9 protein-coding genes are annotated in these 17607 nt (G+C 55.6%); 5 read left to right on the plus strand and 4 right to left on the minus strand.

Annotated features, from left to right (window positions below):
* Positions 1–6148 (plus strand): T9SS type A sorting domain-containing protein (locus KK078_RS06560; RefSeq protein ID WP_254089452.1); only part of this gene is annotated, 6148 nt, incomplete at its 5' end.
* Positions 6149–6327: 179 nt separating this feature from the next.
* Here KK078_RS06560 and KK078_RS06565 read toward each other — a convergent pair.
* Entirely contained in the window at positions 6328–6588 is a 261-nt protein-coding gene (locus KK078_RS06565; protein WP_254089453.1) for a helix-turn-helix domain-containing protein, read from the minus strand.
* Between the two features lie 1191 nt (positions 6589–7779).
* Between KK078_RS06565 and KK078_RS06570 the strand changes: the two genes are divergently transcribed.
* Complete coding sequence (locus tag KK078_RS06570) at positions 7780–8367, plus strand: RNA polymerase sigma factor (RefSeq protein ID WP_254089454.1); 588 nt, start codon at positions 7780–7782, stop codon at positions 8365–8367.
* Positions 8368–8606: 239 nt separating this feature from the next.
* Here KK078_RS06570 and KK078_RS06575 read toward each other — a convergent pair whose 3' ends face one another.
* Together KK078_RS06575 and KK078_RS06580 are read right to left on the minus strand one after the other, a co-directional pair.
* On the minus strand, positions 8607–9101 hold the full coding sequence (locus KK078_RS06575; RefSeq protein WP_254089455.1) for a hypothetical protein: 495 nt from the start codon (positions 9099–9101) through the stop codon (positions 8607–8609).
* A 183-nt stretch (positions 9102–9284) separates the two neighbouring features.
* Positions 9285–10472: a BamA/TamA family outer membrane protein gene (locus KK078_RS06580; RefSeq protein ID WP_254089456.1), complete on the minus strand. Its 1188-nt coding sequence runs from the start codon at positions 10470–10472 to the stop codon at positions 9285–9287.
* 114 nt (positions 10473–10586) lie between these two features.
* Between KK078_RS06580 and KK078_RS06585 the strand changes: the two genes are divergently transcribed.
* Complete coding sequence (locus tag KK078_RS06585; RefSeq protein WP_254089457.1) at positions 10587–12968, plus strand: TonB-dependent receptor; 2382 nt, start codon at positions 10587–10589, stop codon at positions 12966–12968.
* A gap of 11 nt (positions 12969–12979) precedes the next feature.
* Here the strand turns inward: KK078_RS06585 and KK078_RS06590 are convergent, their stop codons facing one another.
* Entirely contained in the window at positions 12980–14386 is a 1407-nt protein-coding gene (locus KK078_RS06590; RefSeq protein WP_254089458.1) for a Gfo/Idh/MocA family protein, read from the minus strand.
* A 115-nt stretch (positions 14387–14501) separates the two neighbouring features.
* Here KK078_RS06590 and mreB point away from each other — a divergent pair, with 115 nt between their 5' ends.
* Positions 14502–15527 (plus strand): rod shape-determining protein, encoded by a 1026-nt coding sequence (gene mreB, locus KK078_RS06595; RefSeq protein WP_254089459.1) that lies wholly within the window; start codon positions 14502–14504, stop codon positions 15525–15527.
* Positions 15528–15885: 358 nt separating this feature from the next.
* Entirely contained in the window at positions 15886–17607 is a 1722-nt protein-coding gene (locus KK078_RS06600) for a M3 family oligoendopeptidase (RefSeq protein ID WP_254089460.1), read from the plus strand.

Consider the following 17607-nt stretch of genomic DNA (forward strand, 5'->3'; position numbering starts at 1 on the left):
CTTCTGGAACCTGAACATCTCCCGCACGGGGGGGACGCCTACCACGGTGCGGCTGAACGGTATCGGGAGCGTGGGCAACACCGTTACCGCCGCGCAGCCGCTGGTAGTACTCAACGACTTTACGATCAACGGCACGAACTCGCCGGTATTCCTGGCCAATAACCTGCCTGTGACCGTAGGCGGTAGCTTTACCATCGGTAGCGGCGCCACGTATACTCCCGGGACCAATACCACGACCTTTAACGGTTCGGGCGTGCAGGCGTTTTCCAACAGCGGCACCATTACCTCGGGACTTTATAATATGACGGTGGCTAAACCGACGGGCACGTTGACCCTGGGCGGTAGTGTGGCCAGCTTTACCGTGAGTCAGACACTCTCGCTGACCGGCGGGATATTGAACGACGGCGGTAAAACGATCCTTGCTTATGGCACCGTAAACAACTCGGCAACCCATACGGGTACGGGCAGCATTACGCTGAGCGGTGCCGCGACACAAACGATCTCCGGCAACGGGAGCGGCGTGTTTGGCAACGTTGTGCTCAACAACCCGTCGTCACCCGGCGCATCGGCCGCCGCCGACCTTACCATTGCAGGCATTTTGACGCTCGCTGGCACGAGCAATAGTATCTTTGATATAGCGCACTACTTGTTATCGCTTACGTCTACGTCTGCCACGGCGATCACCACCACGGGTAACGGCTTCAGCCCCGTAAAGATGATCCGTACCCTGGGACTTCAGTCCGACCGTGGTGTGAAGAAGACGTATTCCAACCTATCGGCCTTTACCTTTGCTTTCGGCTCGGGGTCGGACTATACACCGGCCACCATTCAGCTGACGGCGGTGCCGACGACGTACGGTACGATCACCGCCCGGCCGGTCACCTCGCGGCACCAGTTCGTGGTGGCGTCGAACACCAACAATCTGACGTATTACTGGAAAGTCGTCGGAGAAGGCTTTACCGGCGCCGTGTCGGCGTCGCACACATATTATTATGTCGACTCAGACGTAACACCCGCCGGTGATGACGCGAACTATGTTCCCGCGCGCTATAACAACACTTCCTGGACGGTGATCAACAACCTCACCCAGGTAGACCAGACAAACAACATGATCTATTTCACCAACGTGGGGTATATCACGGGCGACTACACCGCCGGTGTACCGGCTTCGTTCGGCACGGTAAAGATCTTTTACAGCAAGCGCAACGGTAATTGGAATAACACCGGCGCCGGCACGACGCCGTGGTCGAACGTAAGCCACACCGGCCCCGATGCCACGACCGCGCCGGGCGCGGGCGACCAGGTATTTGTTGGCGACGGTGCGACCAACAACCACGTTGTGACGATCACGAATAATAACCAGGCCGCCGGCGGCCTGGAGATCAACGCCGGGAGCACGTTGGATGTCGGTACGTCTACCGGGCACAACTTTGGCCGCCTGGAAAACGTCCAGATCTCGGGCAGTGGCTTGCTGCGTATCTCTTCGGCCACCGCCACCGCGGAATTTCCCGCCGGGGACTTCGGAAACTTTATACGTTCGGCGGGAGGCACGGTGGAGTATTATACCACCGGCGCGACGAGCTTTACCATTCCGAAAACATCGCTGGCGCCGACCAACCTGCCGTTGATCTCGTATCGAAATCTGATCCTGACGCCCGGCGCGGGACTGTTCATTATCATGCCCGATCAGGATATGCGCATGTATAACAACATGACCGTGCAAGGCACAGGGGCTACCGGGGTGGTGCGTTTGAATTCCGCCGCCGCCCGTCAGCTTACGGTGAACGGCAACATTATGGTGACCACGGGCAACCTGCAGTTTGTCAACGGCACGGCGCAGACGGTCTTTACGGATAACAACGTGATCATCGGTACGGGCGCTATTTTCGATGTTGCAGCCTCGGGCACGGTGGTGACGAATACGCTGACCATTACGCGAGGTCTGCAGAACAACGGCGTGTTCGACATGGCCCAGGGCGGCCGTATCTGTAATACGACTTTTACAGGGCCTGCCAACGCTATGATTACCGGTACCGGCGGAACGACGGACTTTAACGTGTTGACGGTGTCCAAAGGCTCGTCGCCGGCCACGTTGCTGGAGGTAAATGCTTCGGCTTTTTCACTCTCGGGTACGCCGTTGCCGCTGGTGCTGGAGTATGGTACGTTCCGGTTGACGAGTGTGCAGACGGTCACCATTGCGAACGGTGCGGATTTTTCTATTCCCGCGGCTACGCGCCTTTCGGCAAACGGCGGTACGATGCAGCTTACGGGCAACGACGGACATGATATGCTGGTGGCCGGTACGCTGGAGGTACTGGCGGGAGCGGTGAACGTCGGTACGACCAACAACGACAACTCTGTTGAGTATGCGGCCACGGGGCAACCGACGATCACGGTAGCCGGTGGCGCGCTGAATGTAAAGTCACAGATCCGGCGTTCGTTTGCCAGCTCGCAGGGTACACTGCAGTACAACCAGAGCGGCGGTGCCGTGGGCCTCGGCATAAACAGCGCCGCTACGACAACACGCGGTATTTTCGAGATCCTGAATCAGGGCAGTAATTTTACCATGACGGGAGGCTCGCTGGCCATCGAGCGTGCTTCGGCCGGTACGACCATTGCGGAGCTTTACCTGCAGCCTTCAGGATATACCGTGACGGGTGGCACGATCGAGATCGGTAAGGATGCCTCCGGCCACACGATCGATATCAACTCGACCATACCCGTGTACAATGTAACGGTCACCGGTACCACCAACATCGCGCGCCTGGACTTTAACGGTCTTACCATACGGGGCTCATTGTCCGTTGAAGCGACGAATATTTTCAATGCCAACTCATTTGATGTAAGTGTGGCAGGCAATTTTACAAACGCCAATATCGGTACTTCCAACGGCGTAACCACGGGAGGATACCAGGCGGGAGCAGCGACGCAGACGACTACGTTGAACGGTTCGGCAGCCAATCAGTTAGTAGCCGGTGTGACGGGTAACCTGACAAACTTCGGAAACCTTGTTATACGCAATACCTTACCGGGAGGTGTCGTTAACTTGCAGCCCAATACAAACCTGCGTGTGTATGGCACGCTATCACTCATGCAAGGGACACTGGCCGGCAACACCAATACTATTGCTGCGGTATCTAATATATATAATGCGGCGGTGCACACCAGTTCGGGTGCAGGCCGTGTAATGCTGGACGGCAGTGGCGCGCAGCAGGTCATTTCTGGAAATGGAAGTGGTAAATTCGGCAACGTCGACGTCAGTAACACGTTTGGTGCTGTTTTTACCGCCGACCAGGAGGTCACCGGTACGCTGACCTTTTCCAGCGGTATCCTCAATATTGCCTCATACAGACTTTACCTCTCCAACCCCAGCCTCACGTCCATTGTGGGAGTGACAGCTTCCCGGTATATCGCTACGTCGGGCCGCTTGTCGGATGCTGGGGTAACGAAAGCTTTTGCCGGATCGCTCGCGGCTGCCACTTTTACGTTCCCGATCGGTACGGGAACAACGAAGTATACGCCTGCACAGTATGTCGTTACGACCGGCACTACAGGAGGGAATATGACGGTGAAGCCCGTGAACAGCAAGCACCCCAGCGCTACGGGGTCAGGCGCATCTTATTTGTCCTACTATTGGAGCGTGAACCATGCAATCGTCGATCTGACCGCGCTAACGCACCGTTACACGTATCTGGCAGTGGATGAGAACGGCACTCCGGCTGACTATCGCGATGCACGCTTTATAGACGGCGCGTGGACCATCGGTGTAACGGCGGGCAACCCCGACGTCGCGATGCGGGTCATCACCTTTACAAACACCGATGCCGCCGGGGATTATACCGCCGGCGAGCCAACGGCGTTTGTCAACCCGACTACGTATACCAGCGTGGCGACAGGCAATTGGGAGGCTGACGCCGTGTGGGATATCGACCCCCCGGGCACAAACCTGGGCCCGCCGCCGGGGTCGTTCGTGATCGTCGACAACCTGCACACGGTGACGGTTACCGGTAACGGTAAGCTCCTCGCCACGTTGGAAGTACGCGGGCGTCTGCACCTGGGTACCACCACAGGCCACGACCTGGGTACCGTCACGGCCGGCGGCAGCGGTGCGCGCACGCTGCAGCTTCAATCGTCAACCTTCCCCACGGGCAACTTCTCCTCTTTCGTAGCCGCCGGTGGCGGTACCGTGGATTACAACGGCGCGATGACCCTGCCGGCCACCCAGACGACATATAACCATCTGGCGTTTACCGGCACGGGCACCAAAGTGCTGCCCAACGTCGATCTGGTCTTGAACGGCAACATGACTATATCGGCCGGTACGGTAAACAACGCGGCCAATCGAGCCATTACATTGGTCAGCACCACCGGCGATCTGACCAACAACGGTGTATTCAACGCGGGCGACGGCGCCCTGGTGGTAGGTCGCAACGTGCTGAACAGCGGCGGCAGTGCCAGCTTTACGGCCGGCAACGGTACAGCGGGGCTGCGCATCGGCGGGAACCTGACCAATAGCAGCAACGCAACGTTTATCGCCGGTACCGATAGTATCGGCGTGCGGGGCAATTTTATAAACGCAGCCGCCGTTGCCGGTGCCGGCGGCGCCGTGCGGGTGAGCGGCGGCCTGACCAACAGCGGTACGTGGACTGGTGGGGCGGGCGTTGTGATCGTCAGTGGCGCGCTGGCCAATACAGGGTCCTTCACCGCAGGTACGGGGGCGATTACGGTGCGTGGAGCCTTTAGCAACGACGGCAGCGGAACGCTCTACCGGCTGAACAACGCGACCCTGACAATATCCGGTAACTTTAGCAATACCAGCAGCGCCACGGTGAACGCCGGCTCGGGTACGGTGTCGGTAGCAGGCCACTGGAACAATACCGCCACGTTTACCTACGGCACCAGCACGGTGGTCTTTGCCGGTACCGGCGCGCAATCCCTCGGCGGCGCATCGGACTTCTATAACGTCACGCGTGCCAATGGCGGAACGCTGACCATGAACAATACCTTTACCGTCAACAACTTGCTGACATTGACCAGCGGTATGATCGCTACCGGCGCGAACCAGGTAAACCTGGCGAACACGACTACGCAGCCGGTAGTAGGGTATAGCGTATCATCGTATATAGACGGGCGGCTGTCGATAGCCTTTCCGTCGACGGCGGGCGGAAGCCGTACGTTTCCGGTAGGGAGAGGCACGGTATACCGGCCGGTAACGATCCAGCAAACTGTCGCGGCCCCGGGTGCGGGCAGCGTGCGCGTAGAGATGATCAATACACCGCCGGCGGGGACATTCCCCGCGACGATCGAGCGGCTGTCGGAAGTGCGTTATTTCTCAATCGACCGCTCCGGTGGCGGCCTCGGCTCACCCACGGTGGAGATAGGCTTTAACACCAACGGGGCGCCGGACGAGTCGATCGCCACGCCGGGCAACGTGCGCATCGTGCGTGCGACCAGCGCCGGCGGGCCCTGGACGGACGAAGGTGGCTCGGGTGTATACTCGCCCGTGTCTCCGCGCGGGTATGCTACCTCCGGCGTTACGAGTATCGGGACGAGCACGTACTTTGCGTTGGGGTATCAGAATGCTGTACTGCCGATCACGCTCCTGTCGTTTAAAGCCGTGCTGAACAACACACAGGTAGACCTGACGTGGACCACCGTTACCGAGCGCAATAATGCTTTCTTTACCATCGAGCGAGCCGGTACAGACCTGAAATTTGACTCCATCGGCTTTATGCCGGGGGCCGGCGATAGCCAGGAAGCATTGCGGTATGCCGCGGTGGATTATACACCCCTGCGGGGGCTCTCGTACTACAGGCTCAAACAAACCGATTATGACGGTACGAGCACGTACTCGGCGCTCTCAAAGGTGGAGAACAACGCCAGCGGTGCGCATATCTTCCAGGTATATCCTAACCCAGGCGAGGCGACAGCGCCGGTGTGGGTGCGCTTTACCAGCGGCGACGACGTGGTGCGCCATGCATACCTGACGATCGCGGACGTGACAGGGCGTAGCGTATATGCAGCGGCGGTGGATTTTCAAGACGACGTCGATCTGCACGCATTAGGTGACACGTTGCGGCCGGGTGTTTACCTGGTGACGATCGTGACCGAGCGTTTCAAGGGCACCCGGAAAGTCGTGGTGCGGTAGCGGTATAACGAATTGATTTTTATCAGGAAGAGGGTGTCATAAAAGGTACCCTCTTTTTTTTGCTATAGCATGTCGGCATATTTCATGCTGCCCGATTGGATAATCTATACCTTCTTATACTATACAAGAATGCCGGGAGTATGTGATATTTGATACATGAACACGATGAACACGCATCTTTATTTCTTCGCGCCGGGTTTAGGTTCGGTAAAATCGATGCCGATGTCGAGCAGTTCGCGGGGGTGTATTTTGAGCGCTTCGGCGATCTTAAAAAGGGTCATGAGCTGGGGGTCGCGGGAGCGTTCGTATTTGGAGAAGTTGCTGTTATCGAGATCGGAATTTTGGGCGATGTTGAGTAGCGATAACGCTTTGGCTTCCCGCAGTTTTTTAAGGTGTTCTCTGAAGAGACTTCGTATGCGTTCTTCTTCCTTTTCGGTCATGGTATATGGTTAAAACGATCGCTAAAAGTCCTCGTTTTTTTAAAATTTATCGAGGTCTATTTAGACCTTGATTAATCTAAATTACTATATTTGGTTCGTGAAAACAGGATGTAAATAAGTATACGGCAGCACAAATAAATTGGATTTGCGAATACTACGATAGCAGTATCTACGGAGCATTCGCACTTATGCGTCTCGTCTGGGAAACTAGTAACTTCAATTTGCGCGAGACAATAAGTGAAAATGCTCACGTCAATGAATATTGGCGTGGGCTCACTTATTGCGCAAAGGGTATTACTAGACCTACCAGGCAATAGGATGAGCCCCGCGCCATGTTGTTGGCTTGGCATCGATCCCTTCTTTCAGACGCACTTTATGCGCTATATAAGATACAGGTGGCGCGCCCGGGTATCTTATGCGAAATACTATACTATAATTATTGATGCTGGCATTTGTCAGCGACCGGCAGTGCTTGCGGGAGCACTATCCTGTGCCCGGTGTGGAAAGTTACGTTTTCTGCGCCATGCCGGTGCACGGGATTTCGCCGGGATGAAGTGCGAAGTAATAACAGGAGAGAGGGGCTTTGCCGTTGTTGGAAAGCCCCCGTCGTGGCCGGCACGTGGGCGGCGTGCCGGTCCATGGCAAATATACCCGTATATGGAAGGAACCGGCTATGGCCCTTTTTTGCGCCGTCACGGCGGACTATAGATCGATTGCAGAGAAATAATGGTTTTAATAGTTGGAAGTAGTAGTAAAATTGCGGTGTTTAGGGATTCGATACCTGATTTTTCAGGTATATAGTTAGCGTAAGGTTCGATAGGCAAGTGTGATATATAGGTGACCGTGGTGTATTAGCAGGTGAGATAGGGTCATTTACTGAGGTAAGTTTTTGGATATATCGAAACTTTTTGCAATATTCATAAAGATCCCCAAAACCTTTCGAGGAACCCTCTGAGCAGCAGTTGACTCGGCTGTAAAAGTCGTGTTTTGGCCTAAGAAAGCGTATTTGTAACAATTCTATAGGAAAAAAAATTAAATAATAGTTACGAATCCTGTATTAATATTTAGTAAAAAGGGATTATTTTTAAGTGTGCTTTAAGCGGACCCAGAAGTAAGGTTTTTTACGAAATTGCAGAAAACAGAGTATCTTGAAGTATAACGTTAATAACATTTGTAAAGCGATCTGAACCTATGCATAGCAATGTCAATGAAGCGATGCTTCGCCGCATGGCGAAGGGAGATGAAGAGGCCTTCCGGCAGATCTATGACCTCTATTGGGATGTGATCTATCATTTCATCCGAAAGAAGGTTGGCTCGAAGCAGTTTGCCGAAGATGTGGCCCAGGAGATTTTTACGTCTCTGTGGGCACGCCGCACGGAATTTACGGATGTACAGAATCTCAAGCATTACCTGGCCATGTGGTCGCGCAACCACGCGCTGCGATTGCTCAAGCGCATTGCGTCTGAAACACAGGCCCAGCGGGAATATACCATTACACTCGACCGCGGCGCGCCCGATGTAAACCCGGACGAGATCCTCTACGAAGAAAAGCGATACAAAGACACGTTGCATGGAGCCGTAAATGCACTTACACCACGCCAGCAGGAAGTATTCCGGCTGGCGAAGGTGGAAGGTCTTTCCCACAAGGAAATAGCCGAGCGCCTCAACATCACGCCCTTTTCGGTAAAGAAACATGTTTATGATGCCATGTTGTTGATCCGCGAGCGCTTCCGGGGCCATATAGCCTATCTGGCGTTGCTGTTGATCTATTGGCAGTAGACGCTCCCGTTGCCCGCACCGGGTAGCGCATGCTCTTTCCTGACATTCTCTGGAAGCAAAATACTTCTGCAACAATCTGTGTGGTAAAAAAAAGACCACCCAGTTGCAGCTAGGTGGTCGAGTTGCTTTTAATAATCTATCCAACCACTAAAAGCTTCCCTAAGGTACGTATTTTACGCTTATGCAGTAGATTTCACCCAAATTGAATTTTGGGGAAATCCGAGTTGCGCAACATGTCGCTAGTGGATCTTTTTGCCTGTTCCCTTGGGATCATTCGTGGTCCTTTTCTCCTTGCCCGCTTTGTGCGACGTGCGGGTTAACGTGTATTTGAAGTTTTTGGTGGCCTCACTGCCTTTTCCAGTCATCACCAGCGTGTTGCCGGTAACAGTAATGCCCCATTCTACCGGGGGAGTATCGGCGGTGAGCTTGCTTTCCAGGTAGAGGATGTTCTGTTGCTCGTTCAGACGATACAGGCCCGAGTCGAGCCGTTGCGTTTTATTCCGGATGATATACTTCGCTTCGCGGGTAAATTCGATCGACTCGATGGCCGTTGAATCTACGGTTTGTGAGATCTCCTTTTTTCCGTCATTCACCTGGGTCACCTTCCAAACCCCCGGCACCTTCTCGATGAGCTTCTTGACGGGAGGCTTATTGGCTTCTTGTGCAAACAGGCTGCCGGTAAACATGGAAAGTACCAGCAACAGGGAAAAGCGGATGGTTCTGTACGTTTTCATAGATGGTTGTTTTAAAGAAAATATGTCTGCCCGGAGTATGCCAGGGCCGGATCACAGTGTTTATACCTAAGGCGATTCAAAAAACTATGCCGTTTTGTCTCTGTAGACAATTGGCGCACGTCCCGATGCGGCCCGCGACTGCCGCGTGGCGGATTCCTCAGAATGGGGAAAGTGCTGCGCCCCCTAAAACGCTTCCGCGAAGCTGATGTAAAAGCCACGGATGCCGTGCGGCGCAAAACCCATATCGAACCGCATGTTGGTATTATTGCGGGTATCGACCCGTACGCGAAGGCCGGCGCCATACGAGGGATGAAAGCCGGACAGCGCCAGGTCATCATACCCTTTGCCTACACGACCCGTGCCCACCCACGCCACCACGCCAAAGATCTTCCATACTGGCATGCGGTATTCTACCTGCGCATCGACCAGCGCACGGTCGCGCAAAGCGCCTTTGTAATATCCGCGCATGCGTTCTTCTCCACCCAGCAGCGAGAGGTTGTAAAACGGCGGGTTGCCACCGGCATAGGCCGTGGTAGCCTGCACCGCGATAACGTGTTTGTACCAGGGGTTGATGTACTTGCGTGCGTCGAGCTCAAACCGGTAAAATGTATAGGTACTGCCCAGTGACCGCGAATAATATACCAGCGTCGTGAGCAGGTATGCTCCACGGTGTGCGTTGTACCGGTTGTCGCGGCTGTCGAGCGCGCCGGCGATGCCCAGTCCCACGTCGGTGCCGCCCCGCGTACCGGTGGCGAGACCTTCGCGAAAATAGCCTGCGCTGTCGGCGCGGACCGTATAGTGCGCTATATCGACACTCAGTCCCGCATAGAGATTGTTATGAACACGCCGCAACGGTGTGCTGGTAAGACGAACGCGGTCGATCGTTACCTGTTCTTTTGTGTTGTCCAGCACATCGTTGCCAATGCCCTGGAGGTATTCGGGTTGACGTCTGTAGTTGAAAGCGCTGAGGATCATATACCGGTTCTCCCGGAGCAAGAGCTCGTTGGTGATGAAGACGTTGATGCGGCCCTTGCTGGAGATCGTTACCAGCTCTGATAACCGCGAGGGCTTGGAGCGGTCGTCGGCAGACGGTTGAAAGAGATTGAACTTCGCCAGCCCGAAGATATTGCCGGCGTCGGATGAATAGGAGTAAAAAGGGACCGGCAGTATACGGAAGAGCTTCTCGGCCTTCTCGTTTACGTCGTCGAATTTTTCAGTCACTTCCTGGATCAGGGGCTGATCGTTTGAAGCCTTCTTATCGGTTTTTGAGGAGGAAGTCTTGTCCTTTTGTGAATCCTTGTTCTGTGCAACAGCGCGCCAGGGCACGGTCGCCATCAAAAAAACGATAAGAAAGATGCCTTTGGCGGCCATGATCGATTGAATAAAACAGTTACCACAGATGCTTTTTTACAGAAAACAATTATGCCAGCCGACTATATTGCGGGGAATTTTAAACGGCTTCACTGCCTTATCGAACTTTCAGACATGACCAAACACGGAATTCTCGGCGTTCTTTGCCTGCTGTTCCTGCTCTCCGGATGGGACGCGCGGGCGCAGACAAGCGTTGCTGGCAGAGTGCTCGGAAAACAAGAAGAACCCATCGAAGGCGCCTATGTGCGCATATTGAATACGAACCTGACCACGGTCACCAATGCCCAGGGCGAATTCACCCTGTCGCTGGCACCGGGCTCGTACATCGCGTTTGTTACGGCGGTAGGCTATGCCGCGCGCGAGGAGAAGTTCACCGTCTACCCCGCCAACCAGGAAGCGCTGGTCATCGACCTTCAGGAAACGACCGTAACGCTGGAAGATGTCGTGGTGACAGCGCAGAAACAGGAAGACGATCTGCAGCGCGTACCCTTTAGCATCACGGCGCTGCCGGCCAAAAGACTGGAAGAGTTCCGCGTCTGGAACACGCGCGACCTCACGGCGATCGTCCCCAATCTGTATTCCTCCAACCCCGGCGATAACCGAAACGTGACCTCCCTGCGGGGCATCACGACGACCTCCTACGATCCGGCGGTGGCCACCTACATCGACGGTGTGAACCAATTCAGCCTGGACACCTACCTGGCGCCACTCTTCGATGTAGAGCGCATTGAAGTACTGCGCGGCCCGCAGGGCACGCTGTACGGTCGCAACGCCATGGGTGGTGTGATCAACATCGTGACGCGCCAGCCGTCCAACGACTTTCGCGGGTATGCGGAAGCCAGCGCGGGCAACTACGGCCAGCAGCGCTATTCGCTGGCGGTGCGCACGCCGCTGGTGAAAGACAGGCTCTTTCTGGGGGTGGCCGGCATGTACGACCGCATGGATGGGTTTTATACCAACGCATTTGACGGCAGCGACTTCGACAAAAGACATAGCCTGACAGGCAACTATTATCTGACGTACCTGGCCAGTCCCGCCTGGTCGTTTACGCTCAACGTCAAACACCATGCACACCGCAACAACGGCGCGTTCATGCTGGCCGGCTCGCGCGACGAGGCATTCGAGCATCCCTTTGAAGTACATCAGAACACCCGCACGGAGCTGGTGGACAACATCTTCAACAGCGCGCTGAACATCCGGCACCATGGCCAGGCTGTTAACTTCCAGTCCGTGTCGACCTACCAGTCTAACCATCGTTATTACAGAACGCCGATCGATGCCGACTTTTCACCGGCTGATCTTTACGCGATCGTCAACAACTATGGACACGACTGGAACCGCGTGCAGGTATATACGCAGGAATTTAAGTTCTCATCGCCCACGGTGTCGTCGTCGCCGTTGAAATGGACCGCCGGTACATATTTATATTATCAGGACAACCCGACCCGGCAGGGTACGAGGCTGGGCCAGGACATCGGACTGATGGACCTTCCGGCCGAATACATCCATACGACGACGATCAACACGTCTACCGGAAAAAACAAGGGCGTGGCGGTGTATGGACAGGCTACGTATAGCATCACGCCTTCGATCGACGTGACTGCCGGCATTCGTTACGACTATGAACATCGTGAGCTGACACTGCGTGGAGAATTTCAGCCTATGCCAGACGACCCCGCCACGCTTGTGGTAACACAAAACGATACGACCGGGACCACGTCGTACAGCGCCGTCTCACCGAAGGCCGGCATCACGTATCACATCAACGATCGCAGCAGTCTGTATGGCGTCTACAGCCGAGGCTTCCGTACCGGCGGGCTTACATCAGACCCCGCGTTGTACGAATACGCACCGGAGTATAGCAACAACCTGGAGATCGGTTCGAAGAATGTCTTCTGGAAGAACAGGCTGCGCGTAAATATGGCGGCGTTTTATACCAAGGTAAACGACATTCAGGTGCCGACGCTGGTCCTGCCGGAGGGAATCACCGTGACACGCAACGCCGGCGAGCTGACCAGCTTCGGGTTTGAGGTGGAAGCGTCCGTTGCGCCGGTCCGCGGCTTGCTCATCGAGGTTGCCTCGGGTGTTACGAATGCCACTTATGACCGGCTGACCGTGCCGACCGCGAACAATGGCGGAGACCCCGCGGCCACCCGGGACTACCGCAAGAACAAACAGATCTATACCCCTGGCAGCACGGGCATGATCGCCATACAATACAGCTATCCGCTTACGCGCTGGCAGGACCTGAGCCTGGTGGTGCGTGGCGAAGCGCTCTCGGTCGGCGAGCAGTACTTCGACCTGGCCAACAACATCCGGCAGGCCGACTATATACTGTACAACACCCGCGCCGGCGTTACGGCCCGCACCTTCGAGGTAATGTTCTGGGGCCGTAACCTGAGCGACGAGACCTATATCAGCTACGCCTACGACTTCGGCGCCACCCGCCTGGGCGACCCCCGCAACTGGGGCGTAACGTTACGCAAGAGCTTCTAGGGCTACTGTGCTTACTTCGTCATCGCCTCTCTGGCGGTGACGGGGTCCCACAGAATGATCTTCTTATCAAATACACTTTTGTTGCTGGCCAGCGCCGGCCCGGCGGCCCGCATGCCGAACAGGGCATCTTCTTTCACCGGCTTGCCGTCGCGCACCCCGGCGTAGAAGGCCAGGTGATGGTCTATGTTGGCGCTGTAGTGCTCCGGCGCCTTGAACTCCAGGTCGGAGTCTTGTATGACCGGTGTCGGGGCCGGGTGGTGGGCTTTATACCATTGCTCGAATTCCTTCTGCTGTGCGTTGGTAAACGTCTCGAACGAGTCCCACCCGCCGTAGGTGGGTATGTTGGAGATCTTGTGCCGCACCACTTTCACGCTGCCCCAGCCCAGGTGCATGACGCCGTCCGTGCCGATGAACCGCAGGCCTTCGCCGTCTTCGCTGCCGTCGACAAAGTTGACGCGCATCTGCAGGTTGAAGGCAGGGTGCTGGGCCGTCTCCGGATAATCGTATACCCCCAGGATCAGGTCGGGAGCATCGCGCCCGTCTTTCCAGTAGCGCAAGCCGCCGGAGGCGTAAATGCGATTCGGGCCGGCAGAGCTGGTCACCGTGTGCAGGGCCGAGAATAAGTGTACGAACAGGTCGCCGGCGACGCCGGTGCCATAGTCGCGGTAGTTGCGCCAGCGGAAGAAACGTATGGGGTCGAACGGCACCTTAGGGGCGTCGCCCAGGAAATTGTCCCAGTCCACGGTGGTCGTGCTGGCGTCGGTTGGAATGGAGTATTGCCAGGCGCCGTTGGCGGAGTGACGGTCCATCCAGGCCTCGACCATCACCAGGTCGCCGATGGCCTTCGCTTCAAAGAGCTCCTGTGCCTTGCGCGTAACGATCGAGCTGACACGCTGACTGCCCACTTGCAACACCTTGCCGGTCTTTTTCTGGGTAGCGATCACTTCGGCACCTTCTTCCAGCTTGTGCACCATGGGCTTTTCGCAGTATACGTGTTTGCCTTTGTTCATGGCCTCGATGGCGATGCGGTCGTGCCAGTGGTCGGACGTAGCGATAATGACCGCGTCGATGTCCTTGCGGTCGAGGATCTCCTTGTAGTTGCGGGTGGTGAACAGCTCTTTGCCATAGACCTCGCGGGCGCGGTCCAGCCGGCCGTTATAGAGGTCGCAGGCAGCCACCAGCTGCACGCCCGGCAGGGCGGTGCTGGTCTCCGCATTGCTAAAGCCCATGATGCCCATGCCGATCACCGCAATGTTGACGCGGCTGTTGGCCGTATAGGCCTGCGGCGTGGGTGGTTGCAGTAATTGCTGCGCATGTAGGGTATTGCTCCAGACTGCAGGCGCTATACCCGTCAGGACGGCGGTGCCCAGCATTTTTTGTAAAAAGTCTCTTCTTGAACGTGAGGTTGATCGATTCATATAACATTCGGATTTGGTAGGGTAGAGGAAGTTACGATATTTGTCCATACCCTTGCACACAACAGTGTTTTTTAGGGCCAATCAGAAGTACGAGCGGACTAATTTTTTTGTGAACATGAACTTCAACCTCTTCAAGAACAAAAGCCTGGCCATCGATTTAGGCAATAATAATACATTGGTAAGCGATAAGGACAATCTGCTGGTTTCGCAGCCGTCCTATATAGTTTTCGATGCGCAGAACAATGCGGTCAAAGCTGTAGGAGACAAAGCGTACAGTATGTTCGAGAAGAATCACGAAGAGCTGCGCCCGATCAAACCGCTCAAGGGGGGCGTCATTGCCGACTACGACTCGGCCAGCCGCATGATCCACGAGCTGATTAAGCAGGCCAGCCGCGGCACCTCGTTCCTGAGTGGCTACGAGAACATCATCTCGGGCATACCGTATTCGACCACCGAAGTAGAACGCCGCGCCCTGCGCGACGCCCTGGGCCAGTTCAATGCCCGCCATACCTATTTATTATACGAGCCGCTGGCAGCCGCCCTCGGCCTGGGACTCGACATTCGCGAGCCCGAAGGCAAGATGGTGATCGACATCGGCGGAGGTATTACCGAGATCGTGATCATCTCGCTGTCGGGCATCGCCGCCTTCCAGTCGGTGAAGATCGCCGGCGACACGTTTGACGAAGCCATCCAGGACCACTTCCGCCGCACCTACAACATGGCCATTGGTCTGAAAACGGCGGAGCAGGTGAAGATCAAAGTAGGGGCCGCTCAAAACGACCTGAAGGACGTGCCTGCACCGATGATGGTGCGCGGCAAAGACCTGATGGAGGGCATTCCGGTGGTACGCCGCGTAGACCATGCCGAAGTCGTCCACATCCTGGAGAAATCGGTTGCCGCCATCGAACATGCCATCATCCAGACCCTGGAGACCTGCCCGCCCGAGCTGGCGGCGGATATTTACGTGAACGGCATCCACCTCACCGGTGGCAACGCCTACCTGCGCGGACTGAAAGAGCGTTTTGAGTCACGCATTAAACTGCCCGTTCACATTGACCCGCAAGCGTTGCTTTCCGTGAATAAAGGCATTGCGAAGGCTTTGCAAGATCCTAAGAAGTATCAGAGCGTACTCGTCGCTTAAGGAAACTCACCGCCCAGGATACGTCGGGGCAAAGCCACCCCAAAGCCACTGTTAAAGCATAGTTAAAGCATAGTTGAAGCACTGATAAAGCACTATAGGAACGTTGCTTTATCAGTGCTTTAACTATGCTTTAACAGAACTTCATCTATGCCATTACCGTGCCTTTGACTCCCTGAAGGGGTAATAAGTACGGCTTTGGTACGGGTAATGTAGGGCTTTGATACGGGTATGATAGGGCTTTGATACGGGTATGATAGGGTTTTGATACGGGTAATCTCCCCGGAAGCCTCAATTTTTCCTGTTTCATGGCATTGGTCTGCTGTGTATTTTTGGCTTGTCATACTACCCAAGAACGCACATGCCCGACATAACGATACCGCAGCGACCTGCCCGTCGCTTTTTACCCGAAAACTTTACGATCAGTACCTGGGACGCGCTGAAGCCGTATTTTGATACGTTGCTGGCCAAGCCTCTGGATTCGGCGGAGGCCCTCCGCCAGTGGTTCAAAGACCGCAGCGAGCTGGAGGCAATCGTGTCGGAAGATCTGGCCTGGCGGTACATCCGCATGACGTGTTATACGGAGAATGAGGCCTATCGCAGTGCGTATCAGGAGTTTATTGAGCAGATCCAGCCGCGCATGGCGCCCGTGTCGGATCAGCTGAACAAAAAGGCCGCTGCTTCGCCGTTCCTGGATACGCTGGCAAAAGAAGAGGGGTATGACATCCTCATCCGCACGTTAAAAAAGGAGATCGAGCTCTTCCGCGACGAGAACGTGCCGCTGTATACGGAGATTGCCACCGAGACACAAAAATATGCCCAGATCTCCGGTGCCATGACCATTCAGTGGGAGGGGGCCGAGATCACCTTGCCCCAGGCATCGGTACTGCTGATGTCGACCGACCGCAAGAAACGCGAGGAGGTCTATCGCAAGATCAGCGAACGCCGTTTGCAAGATAAGGAGGTGCTGGACGACCTGTTCACCCGCCTGGTGAAGCTGCGCCATGAAGTGTCGCTCAACGCGGGCTTTTCCAACTACCGCGACTATATGTTCAAATCCCTGGGGCGTTTTGATTATACTCCCAAGGATTGTTTTGATTTTCATGAAGCCATACAGGGCGAAGTCGTGCCCTTGCTGAACGAGTTTGCGCTGGAGCGTAAGCGTGCGTTGGGCGTGGATACGCTTCGGCCGTGGGATAAAGCCGTTGATCCGGAAGGGCGCGAGGCGTTAAAGCCGTTTGACAATGGTACCGAGCTGACGGAAAAGACCATTGAAGCCTTTCGCCGCCTGGACCCGTTCCTGGGCCAGTGCCTGGAGATCATGCGGTCGATGGGGCACCTCGACCTGGAGTCGCGCAAAGGTAAAGCACCGGGTGGCTACAACTATCCGCTGGCAGAGATCGGCGTGCCATTCATCTTTATGAATGCAACGTCGACGCTGCGCGACATGGTGACGATCATGCACGAAGGGGGGCACGCCATACACAACTTCCTGACGCGCGACCTGGAGCTGAACGATTTTAAATCGACTCCTTCAGAGGTGGCCGAGCTGGCGTCGATGTCCATGGAGCTGATCTCGATGGATCATTGGGATATCTTCTTTACCGATGCCGACACGCTCCGGCGCGCCAAGCGCGAGCACCTGGAAGACATCATTGAAACACTGCCCTGGGTGGCGACGATCGACCGGTTCCAACACTGGTTGTACGAGCACGCCAAGCATACCCACGAAGAGCGCAAGCGCTGCTGGAATAAGATCGTAGACGAATTTTCAGATACTGCAACCGATTGGCGAGGCCTGGAAACGATCAAGGATTACCTGTGGCAGAAGCAGCTGCACCTGTACGAAGTGCCGTTCTATTACATCGAGTACGGTATGGCTCAGTTGGGGGCAATTGCCGTGTGGAGAAACTTCCGCCAGAATCCGGCCAAAGGCCTCGAAGGCTACCAGCGTGCATTGAAGCTGGGCTATATGCGCCCGATCCCGGAGATCTATGCCGCCGCCGGCATCAAGTTCGACTTCAGCCGCGCGTACATCCGCGAGCTGATGGACTTTGTAAAAGCCGAGCTGGCAAAGATCTGA

This window comes from Dawidia soli (genome assembly GCF_018598185.1).
In the GTDB taxonomy this organism is placed as follows: domain Bacteria; phylum Bacteroidota; class Bacteroidia; order Cytophagales; family Cyclobacteriaceae; genus Ohtaekwangia; species Ohtaekwangia soli.

Coding starts and splice junctions, on each gene's coding strand:
- KK078_RS06565 (WP_254089453.1), bottom strand. CDS start 6,588: ATGACCGAAAAGGAAGAAGAACGCATACGAAGTCTCTTCAGAGAACAC.
- KK078_RS06570 (WP_254089454.1), top strand. CDS start 7,780: ATGCATAGCAATGTCAATGAAGCGATGCTTCGCCGCATGGCGAAGGGA.
- KK078_RS06575 (WP_254089455.1), bottom strand. CDS start 9,101: ATGAAAACGTACAGAACCATCCGCTTTTCCCTGTTGCTGGTACTTTCC.
- KK078_RS06580 (WP_254089456.1), bottom strand. CDS start 10,472: ATGGCCGCCAAAGGCATCTTTCTTATCGTTTTTTTGATGGCGACCGTG.
- KK078_RS06585 (WP_254089457.1), top strand. CDS start 10,587: ATGACCAAACACGGAATTCTCGGCGTTCTTTGCCTGCTGTTCCTGCTC.
- KK078_RS06590 (WP_254089458.1), bottom strand. CDS start 14,386: ATGAATCGATCAACCTCACGTTCAAGAAGAGACTTTTTACAAAAAATG.
- mreB (WP_254089459.1), top strand. CDS start 14,502: ATGAACTTCAACCTCTTCAAGAACAAAAGCCTGGCCATCGATTTAGGC.
- KK078_RS06600 (WP_254089460.1), top strand. CDS start 15,886: ATGCCCGACATAACGATACCGCAGCGACCTGCCCGTCGCTTTTTACCC.